Source organism: Arthrobacter sp. ASL1 (genome assembly GCF_056680475.1).
Genome location: NZ_CM155284.1, coordinates 3,250,224 through 3,271,321, shown reverse-complemented (window position 1 = coordinate 3,271,321; position 21,098 = coordinate 3,250,224). Strand labels below are relative to the sequence as shown.

General features: G+C 68.3%; 18 protein-coding genes. 10 read left to right on the top strand and 8 right to left on the bottom strand.

What is annotated here, in order from left to right:
- Window positions 1-8: 8 nt before the first annotated feature.
- The 3 genes from AC1MEQ_RS15555 to AC1MEQ_RS15545 are packed head-to-tail and all read right to left on the bottom strand — an operon-like array spanning window position 9 to window position 5,616.
- Window positions 9-1,607 (bottom strand): DUF5719 family protein, encoded by a 1,599-nt coding sequence (locus AC1MEQ_RS15555; protein WP_479791954.1) that lies wholly within the window; start codon window positions 1,605-1,607, stop codon window positions 9-11.
- Window positions 1,604-5,167: a glycosyltransferase family 2 protein gene (locus AC1MEQ_RS15550; protein ID WP_479791952.1), complete on the bottom strand. Its 3,564-nt coding sequence runs from the start codon at window positions 5,165-5,167 to the stop codon at window positions 1,604-1,606. The genes AC1MEQ_RS15555 and AC1MEQ_RS15550 overlap by 4 nt, the downstream gene beginning before the upstream one ends.
- On the bottom strand, window positions 5,071-5,616 hold the full coding sequence (locus AC1MEQ_RS15545) for a WhiB family transcriptional regulator (protein WP_479791949.1): 546 nt from the start codon (window positions 5,614-5,616) through the stop codon (window positions 5,071-5,073). The genes AC1MEQ_RS15550 and AC1MEQ_RS15545 overlap by 97 nt, the downstream gene beginning before the upstream one ends.
- A 305-nt stretch (window positions 5,617-5,921) precedes the next feature.
- Here AC1MEQ_RS15545 and AC1MEQ_RS15540 point away from each other — a divergent pair, with 305 nt between their 5' ends.
- A complete protein-coding gene (locus AC1MEQ_RS15540) occupies window positions 5,922-6,659 on the top strand; it encodes a TIGR03089 family protein (protein WP_479791948.1) in 738 nt (245 codons plus the stop codon).
- A gap of 11 nt (window positions 6,660-6,670) precedes the next feature.
- Here AC1MEQ_RS15540 and AC1MEQ_RS15535 read toward each other — a convergent pair whose 3' ends face one another.
- Window positions 6,671-7,234, bottom strand: a complete 564-nt coding sequence (locus AC1MEQ_RS15535; RefSeq protein WP_479791946.1) for a GtrA family protein — start codon at window positions 7,232-7,234, stop codon at window positions 6,671-6,673.
- Window positions 7,235-7,474: 240 nt separating this feature from the next.
- Here AC1MEQ_RS15535 and AC1MEQ_RS15530 point away from each other — a divergent pair, with 240 nt between their 5' ends.
- From AC1MEQ_RS15530 to manA, 4 genes are all read left to right on the top strand, one after another.
- On the top strand, window positions 7,475-8,608 hold the full coding sequence (locus AC1MEQ_RS15530; protein ID WP_479791944.1) for a 5-(carboxyamino)imidazole ribonucleotide synthase: 1,134 nt from the start codon (window positions 7,475-7,477) through the stop codon (window positions 8,606-8,608).
- Window positions 8,609-8,612: 4 nt separating this feature from the next.
- Window positions 8,613-9,149 (top strand): 5-(carboxyamino)imidazole ribonucleotide mutase, encoded by a 537-nt coding sequence (gene purE / locus AC1MEQ_RS15525; RefSeq protein WP_479791943.1) that lies wholly within the window; start codon window positions 8,613-8,615, stop codon window positions 9,147-9,149.
- 3 nt (window positions 9,150-9,152) lie between these two features.
- A complete protein-coding gene (locus tag AC1MEQ_RS15520) occupies window positions 9,153-10,814 on the top strand; it encodes an LCP family protein (RefSeq protein WP_479791941.1) in 1,662 nt (553 codons plus the stop codon).
- A 246-nt stretch (window positions 10,815-11,060) separates the two neighbouring features.
- On the top strand, window positions 11,061-12,332 hold the full coding sequence (manA, locus tag AC1MEQ_RS15515) for a mannose-6-phosphate isomerase, class I (RefSeq protein WP_479791939.1): 1,272 nt from the start codon (window positions 11,061-11,063) through the stop codon (window positions 12,330-12,332).
- A gap of 104 nt (window positions 12,333-12,436) precedes the next feature.
- Here manA and glpX read toward each other — a convergent pair whose 3' ends face one another.
- Window positions 12,437-13,513, bottom strand: a complete 1,077-nt coding sequence (gene glpX / locus AC1MEQ_RS15510) for a class II fructose-bisphosphatase (RefSeq protein WP_479796153.1) — start codon at window positions 13,511-13,513, stop codon at window positions 12,437-12,439.
- Between the two features lie 79 nt (window positions 13,514-13,592).
- Between glpX and AC1MEQ_RS15505 the strand changes: the two genes are divergently transcribed.
- From AC1MEQ_RS15505 to AC1MEQ_RS15485, 5 genes are all read left to right on the top strand, one after another.
- Window positions 13,593-14,201, top strand: coding sequence for a DUF4245 domain-containing protein (locus tag AC1MEQ_RS15505; protein WP_479791937.1), 609 nt, complete (start codon window positions 13,593-13,595; stop codon window positions 14,199-14,201).
- A 31-nt stretch (window positions 14,202-14,232) separates the two neighbouring features.
- A complete protein-coding gene (locus AC1MEQ_RS15500) occupies window positions 14,233-14,871 on the top strand; it encodes a carbonic anhydrase (RefSeq protein ID WP_479791935.1) in 639 nt (212 codons plus the stop codon).
- A 68-nt stretch (window positions 14,872-14,939) separates the two neighbouring features.
- Complete coding sequence (locus AC1MEQ_RS15495; protein ID WP_479791934.1) at window positions 14,940-16,358, top strand: class II fumarate hydratase; 1,419 nt, start codon at window positions 14,940-14,942, stop codon at window positions 16,356-16,358.
- A 137-nt stretch (window positions 16,359-16,495) separates the two neighbouring features.
- The gene (locus AC1MEQ_RS15490) at window positions 16,496-17,188 is read left to right on the top strand and encodes a TetR/AcrR family transcriptional regulator (RefSeq protein ID WP_479791932.1); all 693 of its coding nucleotides are present in this window, start codon (window positions 16,496-16,498) and stop codon (window positions 17,186-17,188) included.
- 32 nt (window positions 17,189-17,220) lie between these two features.
- On the top strand, window positions 17,221-18,879 hold the full coding sequence (locus AC1MEQ_RS15485) for an MDR family MFS transporter (protein ID WP_479791929.1): 1,659 nt from the start codon (window positions 17,221-17,223) through the stop codon (window positions 18,877-18,879).
- Between the two features lie 52 nt (window positions 18,880-18,931).
- On the opposite strand, the gene AC1MEQ_RS15480 is transcribed toward AC1MEQ_RS15485, so the two are convergent.
- The 3 genes from AC1MEQ_RS15480 to AC1MEQ_RS15470 all read right to left on the bottom strand — a co-directional run bounded on the left by AC1MEQ_RS15480 (window position 18,932) and on the right by AC1MEQ_RS15470 (window position 21,095).
- On the bottom strand, window positions 18,932-19,750 hold the full coding sequence (locus tag AC1MEQ_RS15480; RefSeq protein ID WP_479791928.1) for a family 1 encapsulin nanocompartment shell protein: 819 nt from the start codon (window positions 19,748-19,750) through the stop codon (window positions 18,932-18,934).
- A complete protein-coding gene (locus AC1MEQ_RS15475) occupies window positions 19,747-20,163 on the bottom strand; it encodes a ferritin family protein (protein ID WP_479791926.1) in 417 nt (138 codons plus the stop codon). Before AC1MEQ_RS15475 ends, AC1MEQ_RS15480 begins: the two co-directional genes overlap by 4 nt.
- Before the next feature lie 461 nt (window positions 20,164-20,624).
- A complete protein-coding gene (locus AC1MEQ_RS15470; protein WP_479791924.1) occupies window positions 20,625-21,095 on the bottom strand; it encodes an NUDIX hydrolase in 471 nt (156 codons plus the stop codon).
- Window positions 21,096-21,098: the final 3 nt, after the last annotated feature.

Genomic DNA, 21,098 nt, shown 5'->3' with positions numbered 1-21,098 from the left:
GCGGATGCTCAGTAGCGCAGGTCCACCGGAACCGCACGCGGGCCCTGTGTGGCCGGTGGAAGCAGCAACGACGAGATGCCCGTGGATCCGTGCGTGGCCAGCAGGGCGCCGTAGACCGGGTCGCCGCTGGCGCTGAGGGTCACGGCGACGACGTCCTTGCCCAATGAGGCGATCTTCCGTTCGGCCGTCTGGCCCGGGGCGACGCGGACGGTGACCGCCTTGCCCACCGTGCCGTCGGAGTCGATGGGGCGCAGCTCGACGCTGGCCTGGCCGTCGGGTGCGGTGAAGGCCAGCTGCGATGCGGCCCCCTCTGGCACGGTCACGAGGTGCTCGCCGCCCAGCCGCTTGGCGGCTCCGGCCCATGCCGCGTCCGTCCGCTCCTTGGCCTTGGTTCCCTTCGTCATCCGCACGGAGGCGGCCACCGGCTCCTCCGAGTCGACGATGGCCGTGTAGGTGCCGGCAGGGACCCCCGTCAACGGAACCGACGTCGTGGATCCGGCAGCCGCGGCGTACTGGCCGTCGCTGGGCAGCGCCACCTGGCCCTTCGGGCCGACGAGGCGGACCTTGACGCGCTGGTCGGCAGATCCCGGAACGGTCAGCGACAGGGTCGGCACGGCGTCGCCGTAGCCCTTCTGCGAGGTCACGGCCTTCTGCGTCTTGGGGTCCTGGATCTGCACGCCCGGGACGACCTGGCGTTCTGCGGGAGCCGCTGCGGGCTCGATGAAGTCGACCCCGCCGGGCGTCAGGCCGCGCAGGATGCTCTGCTGGATGACCGCGGTGACCGCCCCGCCGGTGGACGTTGCCTTGACGGAGAGTGATTTCTCGCCGGCGGCCAGCCCGGCCAGGACCATCGAGGTGGATTCCCCGGGGGCGATGACGATGCCGCGCGAGTTGCCTGCCTCGATGCGCCCCTGGGCACCGAAGAGCTCAAGGTCCACGGTGGCCGGCGTCGCCGACGGATTGGCCAGGGTCAGCAGCGCGGTGCTGCCGACGGTGGTGGAGGCCCCCGTCAGCCACTGCTCGCTGGCCGGCGCCTGGCAACTGGCCGCGGCCAGCCCGGCCAGGTCCCCGTCCCCGGCGACATAGCTGCGCACGGCGCCCGCCGTGGACTGCTGTCCGCCCAGCGGCTGGACACGCAGCACGGTCGCCCCGGATTCCTGGACCTTCGAGACGGTCCGCGCCTGGCGGCCGGTGAAGCCGCTGTCGTTCGTCGATTTGCCCTGGGCGGCTTCGGCTTCCGGTAGCCGGTCCGACAGCGTGCGCAACGTCGATCCGTCCAGTGTCGCCAGCTTCGCGCCGGGGAGTCGTTTGGCGGCGTCGCCGAGCACGGTGGCGCGGATCGAGGTCTTCGCCGAGTCGGAGTCGGGGGCAAAGGCCGGGTCCGTTCCGCGGTCGGCGGCGCCCTCGACGAGCCGCGCGGTGGCCGGGCATTGGGCGATGAAGTCCCCTGCCGGAACGGTGACGCGGGGAACGTCCACGGGTTCCGCGCCCGCCAGCGGGCCATTGAGGGACCCGGCGGCGATGCCGCCGCCGGTGGCCACCAGCAGGATTGCCCCCAGGGTGACGGCGGCGGTGCGTCCGCGGCGCGCGGTGCGGGTGCGGGTCATGGTCGCTGCTCCTCCGGGCCCGGCGGGCGGTCGAGGCGGGCTTCGCCGTCGTCCTCGTCATCCAGGTACTCGTCGTTTGTCTCGTCGATCTCGCGCACTGATTCCGCGTTGCCGGTGGTCCGGAACTCCTCGACACGGCGGGCCGCAAAGCGGCGGCCGGCCGGGATCGGGATGACCAACAGCAAGGCGATGGCGAAGACCAGGATGGTCAGCACCCGCAGGGGCAGCGCGTACGGGCTGGTATAGCGGATGCTCAGTTCACCGGCGGCCGCCGGCAGCTCGAACGCCTGCGCCCAACCGTTGGTCGTTGCCTGCAGGGATTTGCCGTCGTAGCTGGCGTGCCACCCGGGATCGGCCTGCGCGGCCACCACCACGGTGCGCCCCTGGGGCCCATTGGGCACCTTTTCCCGCGTCACGCGGCCCGCAGTGGATCCGATCAGCGAGGTCGTCTTGCCGGAGTCGTCGAGCAGGCGGACCCGTGCGGTGGAATCCGTGGGATTGCCGGCCCCCTTGATCACCTCGGCGGGTGTCACCCGCCACAGCCAGCCGGATCCGGTGTAGCCGACGGGCGCCAGCCCGGGGACCCCGTCGAGCCGGCCGGCGGCGACAGTTGCCTCCTGCGGGGCCTGCAGGACCACGAAGCTGACACCGAAGCGGGCCAGTTCGGCACGCGGATCGATGGACTGGCCGGAGGCCAGGATGGCAACGACCCGGCGGAGCTCCATGGCGGCCTCGCCATCCTCGGCAACCTGCGGGTCGGTGAGGCTGCCCGTCAGCCGCGAGGTGGTCGAGACCGCGGAGAGCTGGTCCAGCCCCATGCCCGCACCGGTCATCAGCGTGGCGGTCATCCCGCCGTCGTTGCCCTCGGGGGCCAGGACGAGCGTGCGGTCCTGCAGCGGCGAGGTGCCGCGGTCGGCCGCGGTGGCCGGCAGGGTGCGTGCCGGAACGGGGACCACCGACTGGCCAAGGCCGAAGTCCGTGGCCCCTCCGGCGGCCACCTGGTCCGCGGCAGCGGTGCGCGGAACCAGCCAGAGGGTCGAGGCCACGGTGACCGAGGCCAGGACCAGCACGACGGCGGCGGCGAAGGCGGGAGTTACCACACGGCCCAGCCGCCGGGTTCCCTGGTGGCGGATGCTGCGCATCCAGTCGAGGCCGCCGGCGGCCGCCAGCAGCACACCCAGGGCGAAGACCGAGACGAACGGGCCGGTGAACGGGGCGACCGGTCGACCGGCGGACAGGCCGAAGGGCAGGGCCTGGATGGCGTAGCCGATCGCCAGGGAGAGCAGGCCGGCGATCCAGCCCGCCCGGATGATCGAGCCGCGTCGTCCGCGCCGCAGCATGCCGACCAGGGCCAGCAGCAGCAACGGCGCCCCGACCACCAGTGCGGCGACCAACGCCCACGGGCCGGGCAACAGGTCCCCGGCCCAGCCCAGGCCGTTGGCACCACCGAATGGGTCGAAGGCCACGGGGAAGCCCAGGGCCTGCTGCCAGAGGGAGGCTGCGGTGAAGGGTTGCAGGACACCCGGATCGGCCAGCAGCACCCGGGGGTTCTCCAGTGCCGCCGGCACGGATCCCAAGGCCAGGACCAGTGCCGGGACCGGGGTCCACCACAGGGTGCGGGCCCGGCCACGCAACGGGATGGCGAACACGATGACCAGCAGCACGGCCGGCACCAGCAGTGCCGGGGAAGCTGCGGTAACGGCGGCCATGGCCAGCGCGGCACCCGCGGCCGCGGTCCAGGAGGGGACCCCGTGGAGGCCGGCCTTCGAGGGCGGATCGGTGAGTGCCGGCACGGCATGCTGCTCGGCGCGGGGGCGACCGCCGCCGACGGCGCGGATCATGCCCAGGGCGACCAGCGGCAACAGCACGTGGACGACGATGGCGCCGGGACGACCGGAGCCGAGGGCCACCTGCAGCGCAGGTGCCAACGACCAGACGAGGGCGCCGAGCATCCGCGTGGCGCGGCTGGCGGTGACGCAGCCCAGTGCGCACCAGGCGAAGAGCGCGGCCAACGGCATGGCCGCGATGTACAGCACGACCATGGCGGCATTCGGTGCCCCGAAACCCAGAAACGACAGCACGCCGAGCACCGCATCGAAGGGGTCCCCATGACCGGGCATCCCGGTGCCGACGTCCTGCCACCAATTGGTGGCATGCGCCCAGATCCCCGAAACGGTGTCGGTCACCGGAAGCATCGAGCCACCGGCCAGCGCCTCCGCACCGAAGAGCGTGCGCAGGCCCAGCAGGGCCAGCACGGCAGCGACCAGGACGGCGATCAGTGCGCTGACCGAGGCGCTGGTGCGGTTCGGGGCGGCTATGGCGGCGAAGTCATCGGAATTGTCGCCCGAGGGGTTGGATGCCTCGGAGACGCCCCCGGATCCATCGCCGTGCACGGTGCCGGCAACGGCCGCCTGCAGCAGGTTGCGGCGGTGCGCCCAGACCTCGCGTCGGGGCACCATGAGCGGACGCACGATGGATCGGGGTAGCTTGCGGGTGCGCCGGGCCCCACGTCGCGATGCACGCAGCGACATCGGGGAGAACACGGCGGCCAACGTGCTGCTGAGCTGGCCGAATCCGAAGGCCGGGTCCTTGGCCAACAACGAGACGACGAGCCGGACCAAGGCGCCGATGACGGCGCCGATCGCCACGAAGGGCACCTTCCAGGCAGAGGTGTGCTTGAGCCTGAGGTAGACCTCGGCACGGCGGCTGGCCAGCGGGCCGGCGACCGAACGAACGGTGTCGGCGGCGTGGTACATCTTCGCGGCCGGGACGACGACCACGCGGTTACCCGCGAGGCGGTTGCGCCAGCACAAGTCGACGTCGTCACCGAGGCCCGGGAGCGCGGGGTCGAATCCGCCGAGCTGTTCCCAGACGTCGCGGCGCACCAACAGACCGGCGGAATTGACAGCGAACCGGTCCGAACGGGAATCGTACTGCCCCTGGTCGAGTTCATCGACGTCGATCATCGTCAGGCGTTCGCCCCAGCGGCTGACCCCCAGGCCGACGTCCACCAGGCGTCGGGGGCTGTCGCGGTCGAGTTGCTTGCAGCCGGCAATGGTGACGGCGGGCGCTGTCTCGACGGCCTCCAACAGCGTGCCCAACGCTTCTGGATCGGGCGCCGAATCGTCGTGGATCAGCCAGATCCAGTCCTGGATCCCCGGCTCGGCTTTCGGGAGGTTCTCCGTCGTCGTGTGGTCCCCGGCCCGGCGCGGCAGCGCATCGACCCCGGTCACCCCGGCACGTATCGAGGCGCCGAAACCGCGTGGGCGGGCTTTGACGTGTGGGCTGCCCGCGGGCAGGCCGTCGACGAGAAGTTGGGCCGAGCCGTCGCGCGAATCCGCGTCGACGCCGATGAAATGGTCGACCGGCCGGGTCTGGTCCGCCAATGCCTCAAGGGTCACCGGAAGGAAGCGTTCCCCATCGTGTGCGACGACGACGGCCGTGACGCGTACTTGCGAGTGAATCAGACCGCTCGCTTCCTCAGCCGGCGGCGCTCGCGCTCGGAGAGCCCGCCCCAGATGCCAAAGCGCTCGTCGTTGGACAGCGCGTACTCCAGGCACTCGGAACGGACGTTGCAGGCGCCGCAGACCTTTTTGGCGTCACGGGTGGATCCGCCCTTCTCGGGGAAGAATGCCTCGGGGTCGGTCTGGGCGCACAGGGCCTCTGTCTGCCATCCGAGCTCGCCCTCATCCTCGGCACCGGGGAAACCGGGCAGCCCGAGCCACAGCTGCTGCTGTGGGTCGACCTCGGCCGGCGCCGGCGTCGGCCGCTCGATGGGGAGCTCGCGCACCGGGGCCAACAGGGCCCCGGGGGCCTCCACATCGGTGGCGTGGGCCGCAAGGAATGCGGTGGCCTGGTCATCCAGGTCCAGCCCGGTGCCGCGGTAGTTATCGGCAGCTGCGTCGTCGGCAGGATCCAGGAACCAATCGGCGGGGACCCCCCGTGAGCCGTACCGTGTGGAAGCCTGTTCGGCGTGGCTGGGATCGTGAATGCGCTCTGCGTTCCCCATGATGTGAGCCCTTCCGCTGGTTGACTGTGTCTCGTGGCGGCCTCACACCGGGCCTCGGGACGTTCGCTGTCCGTCGGTCCGTCACCTGGTCGTGTGGGCCACGACTTCATCCGTAGTCTGGAAAAAGCCGCTTCGCCATCTAATTACAATGGTGTAACTCACCCCCGTCAAGTGGAGCGGGGGATTCTAGCCACGAATGCGACCCAATTCATGCCGCAACACGCCCGGATACCATCGACATCAACGGGCGTGTCCGGCACTCCCCCGAATTACCAGCGTTTTCACAGTTTCGAGAGGATCCACCCATGGCCACCGATACCAATTCGTTAGATTTTACGGAACGGTTGCTCGCGCGGCACCGCGGCTCCGCGGCACCACTGCTGACATGGTACGGCGAACCCGGCGAACGTATTGAACTGAGCGGACACGTCTTCGACAACTGGGTGGCCAAGTCGGCCAACCTCCTGGCCGAGGAATTCGACGCCGGCCCCGGCACGCGGGTACTCGTCGAGTTGCCGGCCCATTGGAAGTCCCTGGCCATCGGATTCGCCGTGCTCGCCACCGGAGCCGAGATCATCGTCCCGGCCGAAGCAGCGGGAGCACCGGCCGGGTCGACTGCCGCACCCGACCTCGTGGTCACCGCCGAACCGGTGGCAGCGGCCGAGGCATTCCCGCACGCCGAGGTCGTCGCCGTCGCCCTGGGCGCCCTGGCGCTCTCGTTTCCCGGGGACTTGCCGTCCGGTGCCCTGGATTACGCGGGAGAGGTGCGCGGCTTCGGCGACTACTACCTGGCCGACCCCGTGCCGGCTTCGGGCCCGGCGCTGACCATGGCCGACGGCTCGGGGGATCTCAACTACGAGCAGCTCTTCGGGCTGGACGCCGGGGACGGCACGGCCCTGCTGGGCCCCGGAGCTGAATTCCCCGCGGCATTGCGCGCCGCCGTCTCGCAATTCAACGGGACCTCCCCGCTGGTGCTGCTCGGCACCGGGGCGAGTGTGACGCAGCGGATCCTCGACGACGAACGAGTGGTCCGCCGCCCCTGAGCCCGGGGGCGTCAGGACCGCTGGATGGTTCCCGGATCGACGTCCTGGTCACCGGCTCCGGGGACCGGGGCGGCGTGCGGGGCACGCTGGCCGAGCAGCTCCCGGTCATGGTCGAATCCTGGCTCCGCATCGAGTTCCTCCGTGAAGACCCAAAACCGGTACGCGAAGAAGCGGAAGATCGTGCCCAAAACCAGCCCGACGACGGAACCGGCAATGAACAGGCTCGTGGAGTCGGTCAAACCGATCCAGTACTTGGTGACCCACACACAGGCCGCAGCGATGAACAAGCCGATGCCGTTCATGAGGATGAACAGCACCAGTTCGCGCACCACGGACGCGCGACGGCGATGGCGGAACGTCCAGTAGCGGTTGGCTACCCAGGAGAACATCGTGGCGACCATGCCGGCGACGATCTTGGCCTTGACTTCCGAGCCGTGCATCGGGCCGTTCATCATCCAGATGAAGATCGCCGTGTCGATGATGAAGGCCACGCCACCGACGACGCCGAACTTCATGACCTCGCGCCACAGCATAGTGAATAGGCCGCGACATTTTTCCGCGATCTCCTTGAGCATGTTCCTCCACAGACGGTATTCGGGGCGGGCCGCAACCTGGGGGTGCAAGGTCTCCGCAAGCGCCGGCACAGCGCGTCACACGGCGCAGCCAGCCCTTCATTCTATCGCCAGCGGCTCAAAGTTTCCTGACAAATGCCCGGTTCCGGCCCCGTCGCGGCCAGCCCCCGGCCCGGCGTTCGGTACCCTGAAAGGGTGAATTTTCCTGTGATTGGCGTGGTCGGCGGCGGCCAGCTTGCCCGAATGATGGCCCCAGAAGCGACGAATCTCGGCTTCCGTCTCCGTGTCCTGGCCGAGGCCGAGGACGTCTCCGCGGTGGCGGCCGTGGCCGATGCCCCGGTCGGCGACTACCGTGATCTGGACACGTTGCGCGCATTCGCCACCGACCTCGATGTGCTCACCTTCGACCACGAACACGTGCCCAACGAACACCTGCAGGCCCTGATCGACGAGGGCATCAACGTCCAGCCGCGTCCCGACGCCCTGATCCATGCACAGGACAAGCTCGTCATGCGCGCGGCCATCGAACGCCTCGGGCTGCCCAACCCCGTCTGGGCCCAGGTTGCGTCGGTCGAGGAACTCGTCTCCTTCGGCGATTCCACCGGCTGGCCCGTGGTCCTGAAGACCCCGCGCGGAGGTTACGACGGCAAGGGCGTGCGCATGCTCGCCGACGCCGACGCCGCCCGTGCCTGTGCCGACTGGTTCGCGGCCGGGGACCCCCTGCTGGCGGAGGAGAAGGTCGGCTTCAGCCGCGAGCTCTCCGCGCTGGTCGCCCGGGCCCCCTCCGGCGAGTCCCGCGGCTGGCCGGTGGTGCACACCATCCAGGTCGACGGCGTCTGCGACGAGGTCATCGCCCCGGCGCCCGGACTGGACCCGGCGGCCGCACAGGCGGCCGCGCAGGCGGCCCTGCACATCGCCGAGGAGTTCGGTGTCACCGGGGTCATGGCCGCGGAGCTCTTCGAGACCCCGGGCCGCGGCCCGGGTTTCGTCATCAACGAACTGGCCATGCGCCCGCACAACACGGGGCACTGGACGATGAACGGGTCGGTGACCAGCCAGTTCGAGCAGCACCTGCGAGCGGTCCTGGATCTGCCGTTGGGCGACACCGCGGCGCTCGGGGAGGTCACCGTTATGAAGAACTTCCTCGGTGGCGCAAATCCCGACCTCTACTCGGCCTTCCCCGCGGCATTGGCCGCCGAACCCCGCGCCAAGGTCCATGCCTACGGAAAGGCCGTTCGGCCGGGCCGCAAGATCGGCCACGTCAATGTGGTCGGAACCCCCGGCCAGACGATCGACGACGTCCGCCATGCCGCCTCGCAGGCGGCCACCATCATCCGCGACGGCACCGTGCCCGACGCGGCCAGCAAAGGAGCCTAGCCCCATGAGCACCCAGCAGCCCCTGGTCGGCGTCGTGATGGGATCCGATTCCGACTGGCCCGTGATGCGCCTGGCCGCCGAGGCCCTGGCCGAATTCGGCATCCCCTTCGAGGCCGATGTCGTCTCGGCGCACCGCATGCCCCAGGACATGATCGACTACGGGCGGACCGCGCATGAACGCGGGCTCCGCGTCATCATTGCCGGGGCAGGGGGCGCCGCCCATCTGCCCGGCATGCTCGCAGCCGTCACGCCCCTGCCGGTGATCGGCGTCCCGGTTCCGCTGAAGACGCTGGACGGCATGGATTCGCTGCTCTCGATCGTGCAGATGCCCGCCGGAGTCCCGGTGGCCACCGTCTCGATCGGTGGCGCCCGCAATGCGGGCCTGCTGGCCGCCCGCACCCTGGCCAGTGGAACCGACGAGTTGGCTGGCGAATTGCGGGCACGGCTGGTCGCCTTCGCTGCCGGCCTGCGCCAACAGGCCGCTGACAAGGGCGCCAACCTGCGCCGACAAGTCGCCGAAGAGCTGGGCCAGGGTTCCTGATCCATGGCCGACAACAACCTCACGAACCCCCGCCTGCACAACCCGGTCCGCGACCCCGAGCAGGCCTCCACGGGCACCCGGACCAAACGGGCCTTCTTCCTGCTTGCACTGACCGTCTTCATCCCCGGCGGCGCCCAGGTCGTCGCCGGCAACCGGACGCTGGGCCGCAGGGTCCTGGCCGTCACCCTGACCTGTTGGGCGGTCCTCATCGTCGGCGTCGTGGTCGCCCTGGTCAACCAGGGCCTGGTCATCGAACTGCTGGCCCGGCCGACCGTCCAGCTGATCCTGGCCATCGTGCTGGCCGTCCTGGCCATCGGGTGGATCCTGATGTTCATCAACACCCTGGTCATCATCCGGCCCGGCCTGCTGGCACCGGGAATGCGCGGCATCGTCGCCGCGTGCACCGTGGTCCTCATGGTCATCACCGGCGGGGCCCTGGGCTACGGGTCGTTCATCCTGAACACCGGTCGTGACACCATCCAGAACGTCTTTGCCTCCGGCCCGTCGATGGAACCCGTGGATGGCCGTTACAACATCCTGCTCATGGGTGGCGATGCCGGTGCCGACCGGGTCGGTCTCCGGCCGGACTCCATGACGCTGGTGAGCATCGACGCCAAATCCGGCCGGACAGCCATGATCTCCATCCCCCGGAACCTGCAGAACGCCCCGTTCCCCGCAGACTCGCCGCTGCGGAAGGTCTTTCCCGGCGGCTACAACTGCGGCGACGAGTGCATCATCAACTCGCTGTATCCGGTCGTCGAGGAAAAGTACGCCAATCTGTACCCGGGGAAGAAGAACCCCGGGGCCGAGGCCATGATGGATGCCGTCACCGGCATCACCGGCGTACAGGTCCAGGCCTACGTCGTCGTCGACATGGGGGGCTTCTCCTCGTTCATCGATGCCATGGGTGGGGTGACCGTCGAGTCCGGCGGCTGGGTCCCCTACAACGCCAAGAAGTGGGCGGGGACCGACATCAAGACCCACTGGTTCGCTCCGGGAACTCACCAGTTCACCGGCAAGCAGGCCCTGTGGTTCGCCCGCTCCCGGGATTTCACCACCGACTACCACCGCATCCGCCGGCAGCAGTGCCTGCAGCAGGCGATGATCAACCAGTTCAAGCCATCGACCGTGTTGACCAAGTTCTCCGGCATCATGTCGGCCGGCGAGGACCTCGTCGAGACCGACATCCCGCAAACCCAACTGGGCAGTTTCATCAACCTGGCCAACAAGACGCGCAAGACGCCGTTCAAGCGGCTGACGCTCGGTGCCCCGGACTTCAGCACGAAGTTCTCCACCTACCCCGACTTCGACCTCATCCACACCCGGGTCGATGCCCTGCTGCAGGAGGCCACGAAGGACGGGGCCGCAGCCGCCGAGAAGGCCAAGAAGGCCGCCGCCGCCTCCAAGTCAGCTGCCGCCAAGAACGCCACCGGGCAGTCCTCGCAGGGCTCGGAGTCCACGAACGCCGCCACGAAATCCGCCACCGACGCCGGGTCGATGACCCAGGAGCAGATCGAGCCCGGGTCCGACCCCGGGTCGGTTCCGACCACGCAACCGGATGGTTCGCCTATCACCGAGGAGTACCTGGTGCAGCTGGAACTCAACGGCCAACGGAACCTGATCGCCGAGATCGCGGCCAACAACAACGAGTGCAGGGCGCCGTAGCCACCACCTCCGCGGGGGGCTGCGTTCTCCGGTGGTTCCGGGGCGCGCGAACGTTTCCCGGCAGGACCCCCGGGGTTAACCTGCCGTGCAGGGAACCCTGCCAGCATCGATGGACGCCGCCCTCCCCGGTCCACGGTTCGGAGATCCGGCGCCGCCATCGATGGGCCCGCGGGGACTGCGAGATGGCGGCGTCTGGCCTAGATTGGGTAGCAGCGCCCCCTGCAGGACCAGACCCCAAGGAGCAGAATGTACCGCCTGAGCAACACCATCCGGGACTACCCCTGGGGGTCGAAGACGGCGATCTCCGAATTGCTCGGCGTCACGGCGACCGGCGCACCTGCGGCGGAGATGTGGATCGGGGCGCACCCCGATTCGCCATCGATGGCCAGCCACCCCGACCGGGACGGGTCGGCCAGGTTGGATGAGCTCGTGGCCACCGATCCGGTCCGCTTCCTCGGGCAGGAGGCAGCCGACCGCTACGGGCGGCTGCCCTTCCTCGCGAAGATCCTCGCCGCAGACCAGCCGCTGTCACTGCAGGTGCATCCCACCCTGGACCAGGCACGGGCCGGTTTCGCCGCCGAGGAGGCTTCCGGCGTCGATCGGGCCGCCCCGCACCGCAACTACAAGGACGACAACCACAAGCCCGAGATCCTCTTCGCACTGACCGGTTTCTCGGCGTTGTGCGGCTTCCGTGATGCGGCCGATGCGGCATCCCTGTTCACCTGGTTGGCCGACACGATCGCCGCGGACGACGGCATTCCGGACGACGGGGGCCGGGCGGTCGTCGCCGCCCGCCGCACGGCCTCCACCCTGGCGCAGGGCGACCTGCGCGGTGCCTTCACCGACCTGCTCTCCGGTGGAGTCGATGTGGTGCAGCTGGTCGAGTCGTCCACCGCCGCGGTGTCCTGCGGCCGTCACGAGCTCGGGGATCCCGGATTGGCGGAACTGGAATCGCTAGCCGGCTTCTACCCCGGTGATCCCGGAGTGCTGGTATCGCTGATGCTCAACCACCTCACCCTCCAGCCGGGGCAGGCGATCTACCTCCCGGCAGGGAACATCCACGCCTACCTGCACGGGCTCGGCGTGGAGGTGATGGCCAGCTCCGACAACGTGTTGCGTGGTGGGCTGACCGGCAAGCACATCGACCTGCCCGAGCTGATGGACACAGTCGACTTCACCAGCGTCGGCGTTCCATATCTCGAGGCCGAGGACGGGATGCTGGGCCAGGAGATCTACCGTCCTCCCTTCGATGAGTTCCAGCTCCAGCGCATCGAACTGGCCGGCTCCGAGGGGCCGGTTCCGGGGATGGCCGGAGACGACGTCGCGGTGGCGCAAAACGGGCCACTGACCGTGATCTGCGTGGCCGGGGAACTGCTGTTGGACTCCCCCCGGGGGGACCTGCGCCTCGCCCGTGGCGAGTCGGTGTTCATCCCGGCCGCCGAGGCCCCGGTGGTGGCCAAGCACCAGGGCGACGAACCGGCCCTGGCCTTCGCGGTCACGACGTCCGGGCGCAGCTGACGCCGAGAGCTGCCGGACAGCGGCCGGCCGGCCCCCCGGGACAGTCGAAAGCGGCGCCTCCCCGCGGAGGCGCCGCCGTCGTGCAGTGTGTCCTGCCGTGAAGGCTAGCGGGTGTACGGCTCCCACTTGCGTGACTGGTGCTCGCCCTCGACCGTCCGGATGGTGCCGGACTTCGAGCGCATCACGATGGAGTGCGTGAAGATCTTGTCGTTCTTGTAGCGCACCCCGGTGAGCAGGTCGCCGTCGGTGATGGCCGTCATCGAGAAGTAGCAGTTGTCGCTGGTGACCAGATCGTTGGTGGTCAGCACACGGTCCAGGTCGTGGCCCGCGTCGATCGCCTTCTGCTTCTCGGCGTCGTCCGTGGGCCACAGTCGTCCCTGGATGACGCCGCCCAGTGCACGGATCGCGCAGGCGGTGACGATGCCCTCGGGCGTACCGCCGATGCCCATGAGCGCGTCGACCCCGGATCCCTCGCGGGTGGCCGCGATGGCCCCGGCGACATCGCCGTCCATGATGAACTTGGTGCGCGCCCCGGCCTCGCGGATCTCCTGGACCAGCTTCTTGTGCCGATCGCGGTCGAGCACGCAGACGGTGATCTGGTTGATCGGCTTGTTCTTCGCCTTGGCGATGAGGTAGAGGTTCTGCTTCACCGGCAGGCGCAGGTCGACCAGCTCGGCGGCCTCGGGGCCGGTGACGAGCTTCTCCATGTAGAACACGGCCGAGGGGTCGAACATCGATCCCCGCTCGGACATGGCCAGCACTGCAACGGAGTTGTTGATGCCGAGCGCGGTCAGCCGGGTTCCATCAATCGGGTCGACGGCAACGTCGACCTCGGGGCCGCTGCCGTCACCGACCTGCTCGCCGTTGAACAGCATCGGTGCTTCGTCCTTTTCGCCCTCGCCGATCACGACGGTGCCGTTGACGGATACGGTCGAGAGCAGCGAACGCATGGCGTCGACGGCCGCGCCATCGGCCGAGTTCTTGTCGCCGAATCCGACCCAGGGGCTGGCGGCGATGGCCGCCGCCTCCGTCACGCGTACCAGTTCCAGCGCCAGGTTGCGGTCCGGTTCGGCGTCGCCAACGGACAGTCGTGGGGACAGTTGGGCAAAATTAGTGGCTTCTGTCACGGTGTTCCTCGTCGTCGAGTGGGTGTGGATGCCAGGGGCAGCACCTCCCACCATATCGGGTGGAGCGGTCCATGACAGGGTGATGACCGACACCCCGTCACCGGACGGGCGGGAAATCGGGGACAATGGAGGTGTGAGTGAAGCACCCCGGAGCCAGCCAGAGACCGACGAGCCGCCGGTGACCCCGGTGTTGACGCCGGCCCAGTCCAAGCGCGCCAACCAGTCGTTGAAGGGCATGATCATCTCCGTGCTGCTCACGGTCGCCGTCGCCGTTCCGGTGGTGGCGTTGAATCCACCCAGCAATGCCGACCAGTTCAAACCCGATGTGAACGTCTCCGTGGTTGCCTCACAGGCGGGTCAAGCCGCCGATTTCACCCCGGTCTCCCCGGAGATGCCCGACGGCTGGTACGCGAACTTCGCCCGCTGGACCTCAGGGTCCTCGGACCAGATCGACTACTGGGATTTCGGCTACGTCACGGACGACGATGGCTTCGTCGAGGTCCGCCAGACCGGGGACGCGACCCCCGGATGGATCGCGAAGATGACCGAGGACGCTTCCCCCGCGGGAACCGTCGACGTCGACGGGACCACTTGGAAGGTCCTCTCCAAGGACGCCCAGGTGACCTGGCTCCTTCAGGACAAGGGCTCAACCATCCTGCTCAGCTCCGACTCCGGTGACGACGTGCTGCGCGAAAGTGCCCGCGCCGTCATGCAGGATCGGGACGCAGCAACGAAGAAGTAGCCGCACGCGCACGCGGATGTAATCTGTGGACATGCCTGAAGAAACCCAAGAGTCCACGTCCGCCACCCTGAGCCCCGCCGAAGCGTGGAACAAACTGCGCGAGGGCAACGCCCGTTTCGTCTCCGGTACCACCAACCACCCGAACCAGGATGCCTCGCGCCGGTCGGCGCTGGTGAACACGCAGCATCCCTTTGCCGTGATCTTCGGCTGCTCGGATTCCCGACTGGCCGCGGAAATCATCTTCGACGTCGGCCTCGGCGATGTCTTCGTCGTGCGCACCGCCGGACACGTCCCCGACGATGCGGCCCTGGGCTCGCTCGAATACAGCGTGGCCCTGCTGCACGTGCCGCTCATCGTGGTCTTGGGGCACGACAGCTGCGGCGCCGTGACCGCCACGATGGAATCCTTCGAGTCCGGGACGATGCCCCCGGGTTTCATCCGCGACCTCGTTGAGCGAATCACCCCGTCGGTCATCACCGCCCAGCGGGCCGGCATCACGGACGTGAACACCACCGTGGAGGAGCACGTCAAGCAGTCGGCCCACCGTCTGGTGGACACCTCGAAGATCATCTCCGACGCCGTCGATGCGGGCGAGACGGCGGTCATCGGCGTGACCTACCGGCTGGAAGAAGGCAAGGCCGAAGTGGTGACGGGGTTCGGCAACCTGTAGGCCGCGATGTGGTCCATCTGACGCCACACGGGGCCCGTCCGGCACCGCGGGCGGCGTATGGTGAAGTCATGGCTAGCAAGGATGACTTCCGCATTGAACACGACACGATGGGCGAGGTCCGGGTTCCGGCCGACGCCCTCTACAGCGCCCAGACGCAGCGCGCCGTGGAGAACTTCCCGATCTCCGGCAAGAGGCTCGAACGCCGGCACATCCAGGCGCTGGCCCGGGTGAAACGTGCCGCGGCCTTGGCCAACGCGGAACTCGGGGTGCTCGATGAGGAGGTCGCGCGGGCGATCGTCACCGCCGCCGAGCAGGTCGCCGGTGGCGACTACGACGCGCAGTTCCCCATCGACGTCTTCCAGACAGGTTCGGGTACCTCGTCGAACATGAACACCAACGAGGTCCTCGCGGCACTGGCAAACCGGGCGCTCGAGGCCTCCGGCAGCGACACCCGCGTCCATCCCAACGACCACGTCAATGCCTCGCAGTCCTCGAACGACGTGTTCCCCACCTCGGTCCATGTGGCCGTCACCGACGCCCTGCTCAACGACCTCGTCCCCGCCCTGCAGCACCTGGCCGAAAGCCTGGGCCGCAAGTCCGAGGAGTTCGCGGACGTCGTGAAATCGGGGCGCACCCACCTCATGGACGCCACCCCGGTGACCCTGGGCCAGGAGTTCGGCGGCTACGCGGCGCAGATGCGCTACGGCGTCGAGCGCATCGAGGCTTCACTGCCACGTGTGGCCGAGGTTCCACTCGGCGGCACCGCCGTCGGCACCGGCATCAACACCCCGGCCGGCTTCCCGCAGCGGGTCATCGACCTGCTCGCCGAGGACACCGGTCTGCCGCTGACCGAGGCGCGCAACCACTTCGAGGCGCAGGCCAACCGCGACGGCCTTGTCGAGGCCTCCGGACAGCTGCGCAACATCGCCTACTCGATCATGAAGATCAACAACGACCTGCGCTGGATGGGCTCGGGCCCCAACACCGGTTTGGGCGAGATCGCGATCCCGGATCTGCAGCCCGGCTCCTCGATCATGCCCGGCAAGGTCAACCCGGTGATCAGCGAGGCGGCCATCCAGGTCGCGGCCCAGGTCATCGGCAACGACACCACCGTGTCCCTGTCCTCGACCAACGGCGCCTTCGAGCTCAACGTCGGCATCCCGGTGATGGCGGCGAACCTGCTCGAATCCGTCCGCCTGCTGACCAACACCACGCGCGTCATGGCCGACAAGATGGTCGATGGCATCACGGCCAACGTGGAGCGCGCCCGGTTCCTCGCCGAAGCCTCCCCCTCGATCGTCACCCCGCTGAACAAGTTCATCGGCTACGAGAATGCTGCCAAGATCGCCAAGAAGGCCGTCGCCGAGGGACTCACGGTCCGCGAGGCGACGGTGGCCCTGGGCTACGTCGAACGCGGTGAACTCACCGAGGAGCAACTCGACACCGCCCTGGACGTCACCACGATGACGTCCCCCTCGGGCAAGTAGCGGCACCACCAGCACGACGACGGAAGGCGGCTCCCGGAGGGGGGTCGCCTTCCGTCGTCTCCGACCACGCCGCCTGTGGCCAACCCCACACGGCGAGAATTATGCACTCCAGGTTGAATGGTGCAAAGATGCACTATATGAACGAAAGTGCAACGGGAGACCTCGGGACCCGAGAACGCCGTCGGCTGGAAACCTATGCCGCGCTGACGGCGCACGCCCGCACGCTGACCGCAGAACGTGGACTGAACGGATTCACGATCGAGGAGCTGTGCGAGGCGGTCGGGGTCTCCCGACGCACCTTCTTCAACTACTTCGCCACCAAGGAGGACGCCGTCCTCGGGGCGAAGAGCGCCGACCCGATCGAGCCGTTTGCCGCCGGTTTCCTGGCGTCCGGGCCCGCAGCCGCAGCAGACGACACCGGGTCGGTCCCCCCGCAGACACTGAAGGATGCCCTGCTGGAGCTGTTCGTGGCGGCCTTTGCCGCCCTGGACATCCCCCGCACCGACATCCATGCGTTCATGCAGGCCATGCACGACGAACCGGCCTTGATGAAACGCATGATCGATTCCTCCATGCACCGCCAGCGGGCCCTGGCCGAGCTGATCTGCCAACGCGAGGGGCTCCCCTCGGGTGATCCGTATGCGGGCCTGGTTGCCATGCTCGTCTCCCATCTGGGCATGACCAGCTTCCAGCAATTCATCGGCCACGACGGAAGCTGCACCGCGGAGCCCGGGGCCAGCGCGGACGAGTCCGACGATGAGGCCCGCACCCGGCTCACCGCCATCCTCACCTCCAACTTCTCCCATGCGGCCCGGCTCTTCGCCTCCTGAAGCACCGACCGAACAGAATACCTAGGAACCCCATGAGCACTCTTGCTCCCCCGCAGGCCTCAGGGCCGCTTGCGCTGACACGACGGCGCATCTGGATCATCTTCTCGGCGCTGATTGCCGGAATGCTGCTCTCCAGCCTCGACCAGACCATCGTCTCCACGGCCATGCCCACCATCGTCGGGGAGCTCGGCGGCGTCGAACACCAGGCCTGGATCACCACCGCCTACCTGCTGGCCACCACCATCGTCATGCCGATCTACGGTAAGTTCGGTGACGTGCTGGGCCGGCGCAACCTCTTCCTCATCGCCATTGGGATGTTCACACTGGCCTCCGTTGGTGCCGCGTTTGCCGGAACCTTCTGGGTCTTCGTCTTCTTCCGCGCCATGCAGGGCCTCGGCGGTGGCGGGTTGATGATCCTCTCGCAGGCCATCATCGCCGACATCATTCCCGCATCCGAACGCGGCAAGTACATGGGGCCCCTCGGCGGCATCTTCGGCCTCTCCGCTGTCGCCGGCCCCCTGCTCGGTGGGTTCTTCGTCGACCACCTGACGTGGCAGTGGGCGTTCTACATCAACATCCCCATCGGCATCGCCGCCTTTGCCATCGCCTGGTTCGCTTTGACCCTGCCGAACAAGAAGGCGACAAAGCGCATCGACATCGCCGGCGTGGTGTTCCTGTCCATCGCCACGACCTGCCTGATCTTCTTCACCGACTTCGGCGGCAGCGCCGACCACGGCTGGACCGCGGGATCCACGTGGATGTGGGGTGCCGGTCTGGTCATCGCCGCAGCCGCCTTCATCGTCGCCGAGTTGCGTGCCGTCGATCCGATCATCCCGCTGTCGCTGTTCCGCAACCGCGTGTTCGTCACGGCCACCGCCATCGGCTTCACCCTGGGCCTGGGCATGTTCGCGGCCATCGCCTTCGTCCCGACGTTCCTGCAGATGTCCTCGGGGACGTCGGCAGCGGTCTCCGGCCTGCTGATGCTGCCCATGATGGCGGGCATGATGGGAACGTCCATCTGGTCCGGCATCGCTATCTCCAAGTCCGGAAAGTACAGGGCCTACCCCATCGCCGGGACCCTGCTCACGGCGGCCGCCATGCTCGCGATGACCACTTTGGCCGCCGAAACCCCGCTGTGGTTGATCTGCGTGTTCCTATTCTTCTTCGGCGCCGGACTGGGCTTGATCATGCAAGTCGTGGTCCTGGTCGTGCAGAACGCCGTCGGCGCCGAGATGGTGGGCACCGCGACCAGCACGAACAACTACTTCCGCGAGGTCGGTGCGTCCCTGGGTGTAGCCATCTTCGGGGCCATCTTCACCAACAACCTCTCGGAGAAGCTCACCGCGGTGTTCACCGGGGCGGGGGCATCCCCGGCCGACGCGGGACAGTCCACCGCAACGCTGGATCCCTCGGTCATGGACAAGCTGCCGCAGGCCCTGCAGGACGGCATCGTCACCGCGTACGCCGATTCTCTGGCCCCGGTCTTCTGGTACCTGGTCCCGTTCATCGCCCTCGCCTTCGTGCTGGCGCTCCTGCTCAAGCAAATCCCCCTGTCCGATACCCCGGGCATGGTGGCCCGAGGGGAGGCCATCTCCGGCGACGAGGCACTGCAGGCGGAGGCCGAACTGCGTGCAACCAAGCAGGCTGCCGCGTCTCGGGGACCCTCCGACGCGTCGGATGGCAGGTCCTAGCCTCGGCACTGTTTCCCGGGCCCCTGCAGTGCCCTGCCCGGTCCAGGCAAGGTCACTCGCCACCCGCGGTCAGGTGGACGGCGGCCTCTGGTGTGGCGACCCGGAAGCTGAAGCTCTGCTCCAGGTAGAGGTGCACGTCATCGGCGTCGTGGTGGCTGTAGCCGATGGATAGGTCCTGCCCGGATTCGAACAGGAAGTCCCCGCCGCGCAGGCTCATCACCACCGCACCCCGCACGCCGGGGGCCCACACGATCGGCCCCTCCAGGATGCGGCGCAGGTGTTCGGAAAGTAGATAGCCACCGCGTTCGGTGGCTTGGACGACGGCGGTGTAGTGGCCCGGGCCCAGGGCCAGGCCGAAGGGTCCGGAGATGCCCTCCTCCAACAGCAGGTCAACGGCACGGGCCACCCGCTGCGGATAGTCGGAGAAGTTCTCCACCCGCGGGACGGTGGGCAGCGAGGTGGCCTGCGTGATGCCGGTGATGTTCGCCTGGCGCCATCCATGGAATACGGTCCTGTTTTCGGCGCTGGCGATCTTCACGGCGGCCATGTCGAGGTTGGCCAGGTCCACGTCCGCGGCACCCCGTTCGCCGTCCAGTAGTTCGTCGCGGGAGACCGTGAATTCGACCCGCATCTCCGTCAGCGGCAGCACGCGCCGACGCCGCGCCGTGATGCCCTCGTCATCGGGCCCGGGCAGGCGTTCGGTCCTGCCGAGGTTGGTGGACGAGTGGTCCCACCCCAAGGGGCCGGTGAAGTCGATGAGCTTGCGGGCGCCCAGGGTGGTGGTGAGCCGGTCGCGGGCTTCGTCGTCGAGCAGCTTCCAGCCGGCATCGGTGATGGGCGCGAGCTCGCGGTGCAGGTGGTTGGAGGTCATGATTCGCTTCCTTTCAACGAGCCGATTCCCAGGGATCCGTCACCACTTGATGATGTCGACGCGTCCTGGGGTGGTGCCGAACCAGCTGCCGGCCCGCCGGATCCGGCAGCCTCTTCGGCTGCCGTTCCGTTCGCGACGATGTCACCGGTGCGGAACAACGTCCCACGGGCCGTTTGCCCCCATTTGGGTTTGGTCCGGAACAAGTACTCCAACTCCATGCAGAAGTGCTTGAACTCCTCGCCGAGCGAATCCTCCATGATGGCGCGGGCGATGGGATCGGTCTCGAGCGAGATCCGCTGTTCGTACCAGCCGATGGCCTCGGCTTCCTCGGTCAGGTTCGCGCACATGCGCGCGAAGGTCCGGGTCTCCTCCGACAGCTCGGCCGGTGGTTCGTGGTACTGCTCGAATCCCATGGTCTCCCCTTCGGTTCGCGCCAACCGACCCTGTATGAATCGGTGGCGACCTGTGGCGGCTTCCGTGACGCCAGCCTAGACCCGCGGACCGGCCATGACCATGGTCCGGGCGGGCCCCCGGCCATCCGAACAGTGTCGCGCTCCATTCATGCGATGGGCTCCGGTGACGGGATCCAATCCTCCGACGGGGTAGTCAGATGGGCGACCAGCGCTTCGGTCAACCCGCCGACCACCATGAGTCCCACCATCCCGGGTTCGAACGCCGGAATCCTTACGCCTCTCATCATCTCGGCCAACAGGTTTTCGATGGCGCGGGCGATGCCAGCGGCCCACCGGCGCGTCCGGGGCGATCGGCAAGGCGGATACGCGGCGCCGCATCTCCTCGGTGGCCTTCAGGGAGAGCGTCCGCAGAACCTGCTCGCGGCCGGGGAAACAGTCATAGAACGGCCGCGAGGAAACGATCAGCGCACGAAATGCGCACCGGTCTCCGCCGAGCGGGCCCAGGCCACGGCCCGGGCATGCTTCGGAGGCAAGGCTGGTCGTTCGGAGTCCGTGAACCAGGCGACATCGGTGTTCTCGTCGTCGTTGACCCTGGCCGCGCCGGAGAGGTACCGGCAGGCGAAGACCATGTCGAGGTATTGGGCACGATCGCCATTGGGGTAGGTCACCGGATCGGTGGTGCCGATGCCGGCCAGCCGTTCGACGGCGACCGCCACCCCGGTCTCCTCCATGACTTCCCGGACAGCGGTGGCGGCAGGTTCCTCACCGGGTTCGATGATTCCCGCAGGCAGCGTCCACCGGCCGTTGTCGGCCCGCTTGACGAGCAATAGGGCACCGTCATCACGCTGGACGACGGCCTTGACACCAGGCAGCCAGAGCGGGTCGTTTCCGATTTTTTTGCGCAGGGACAGGATGAATTCGGGAGTCGGCATTCC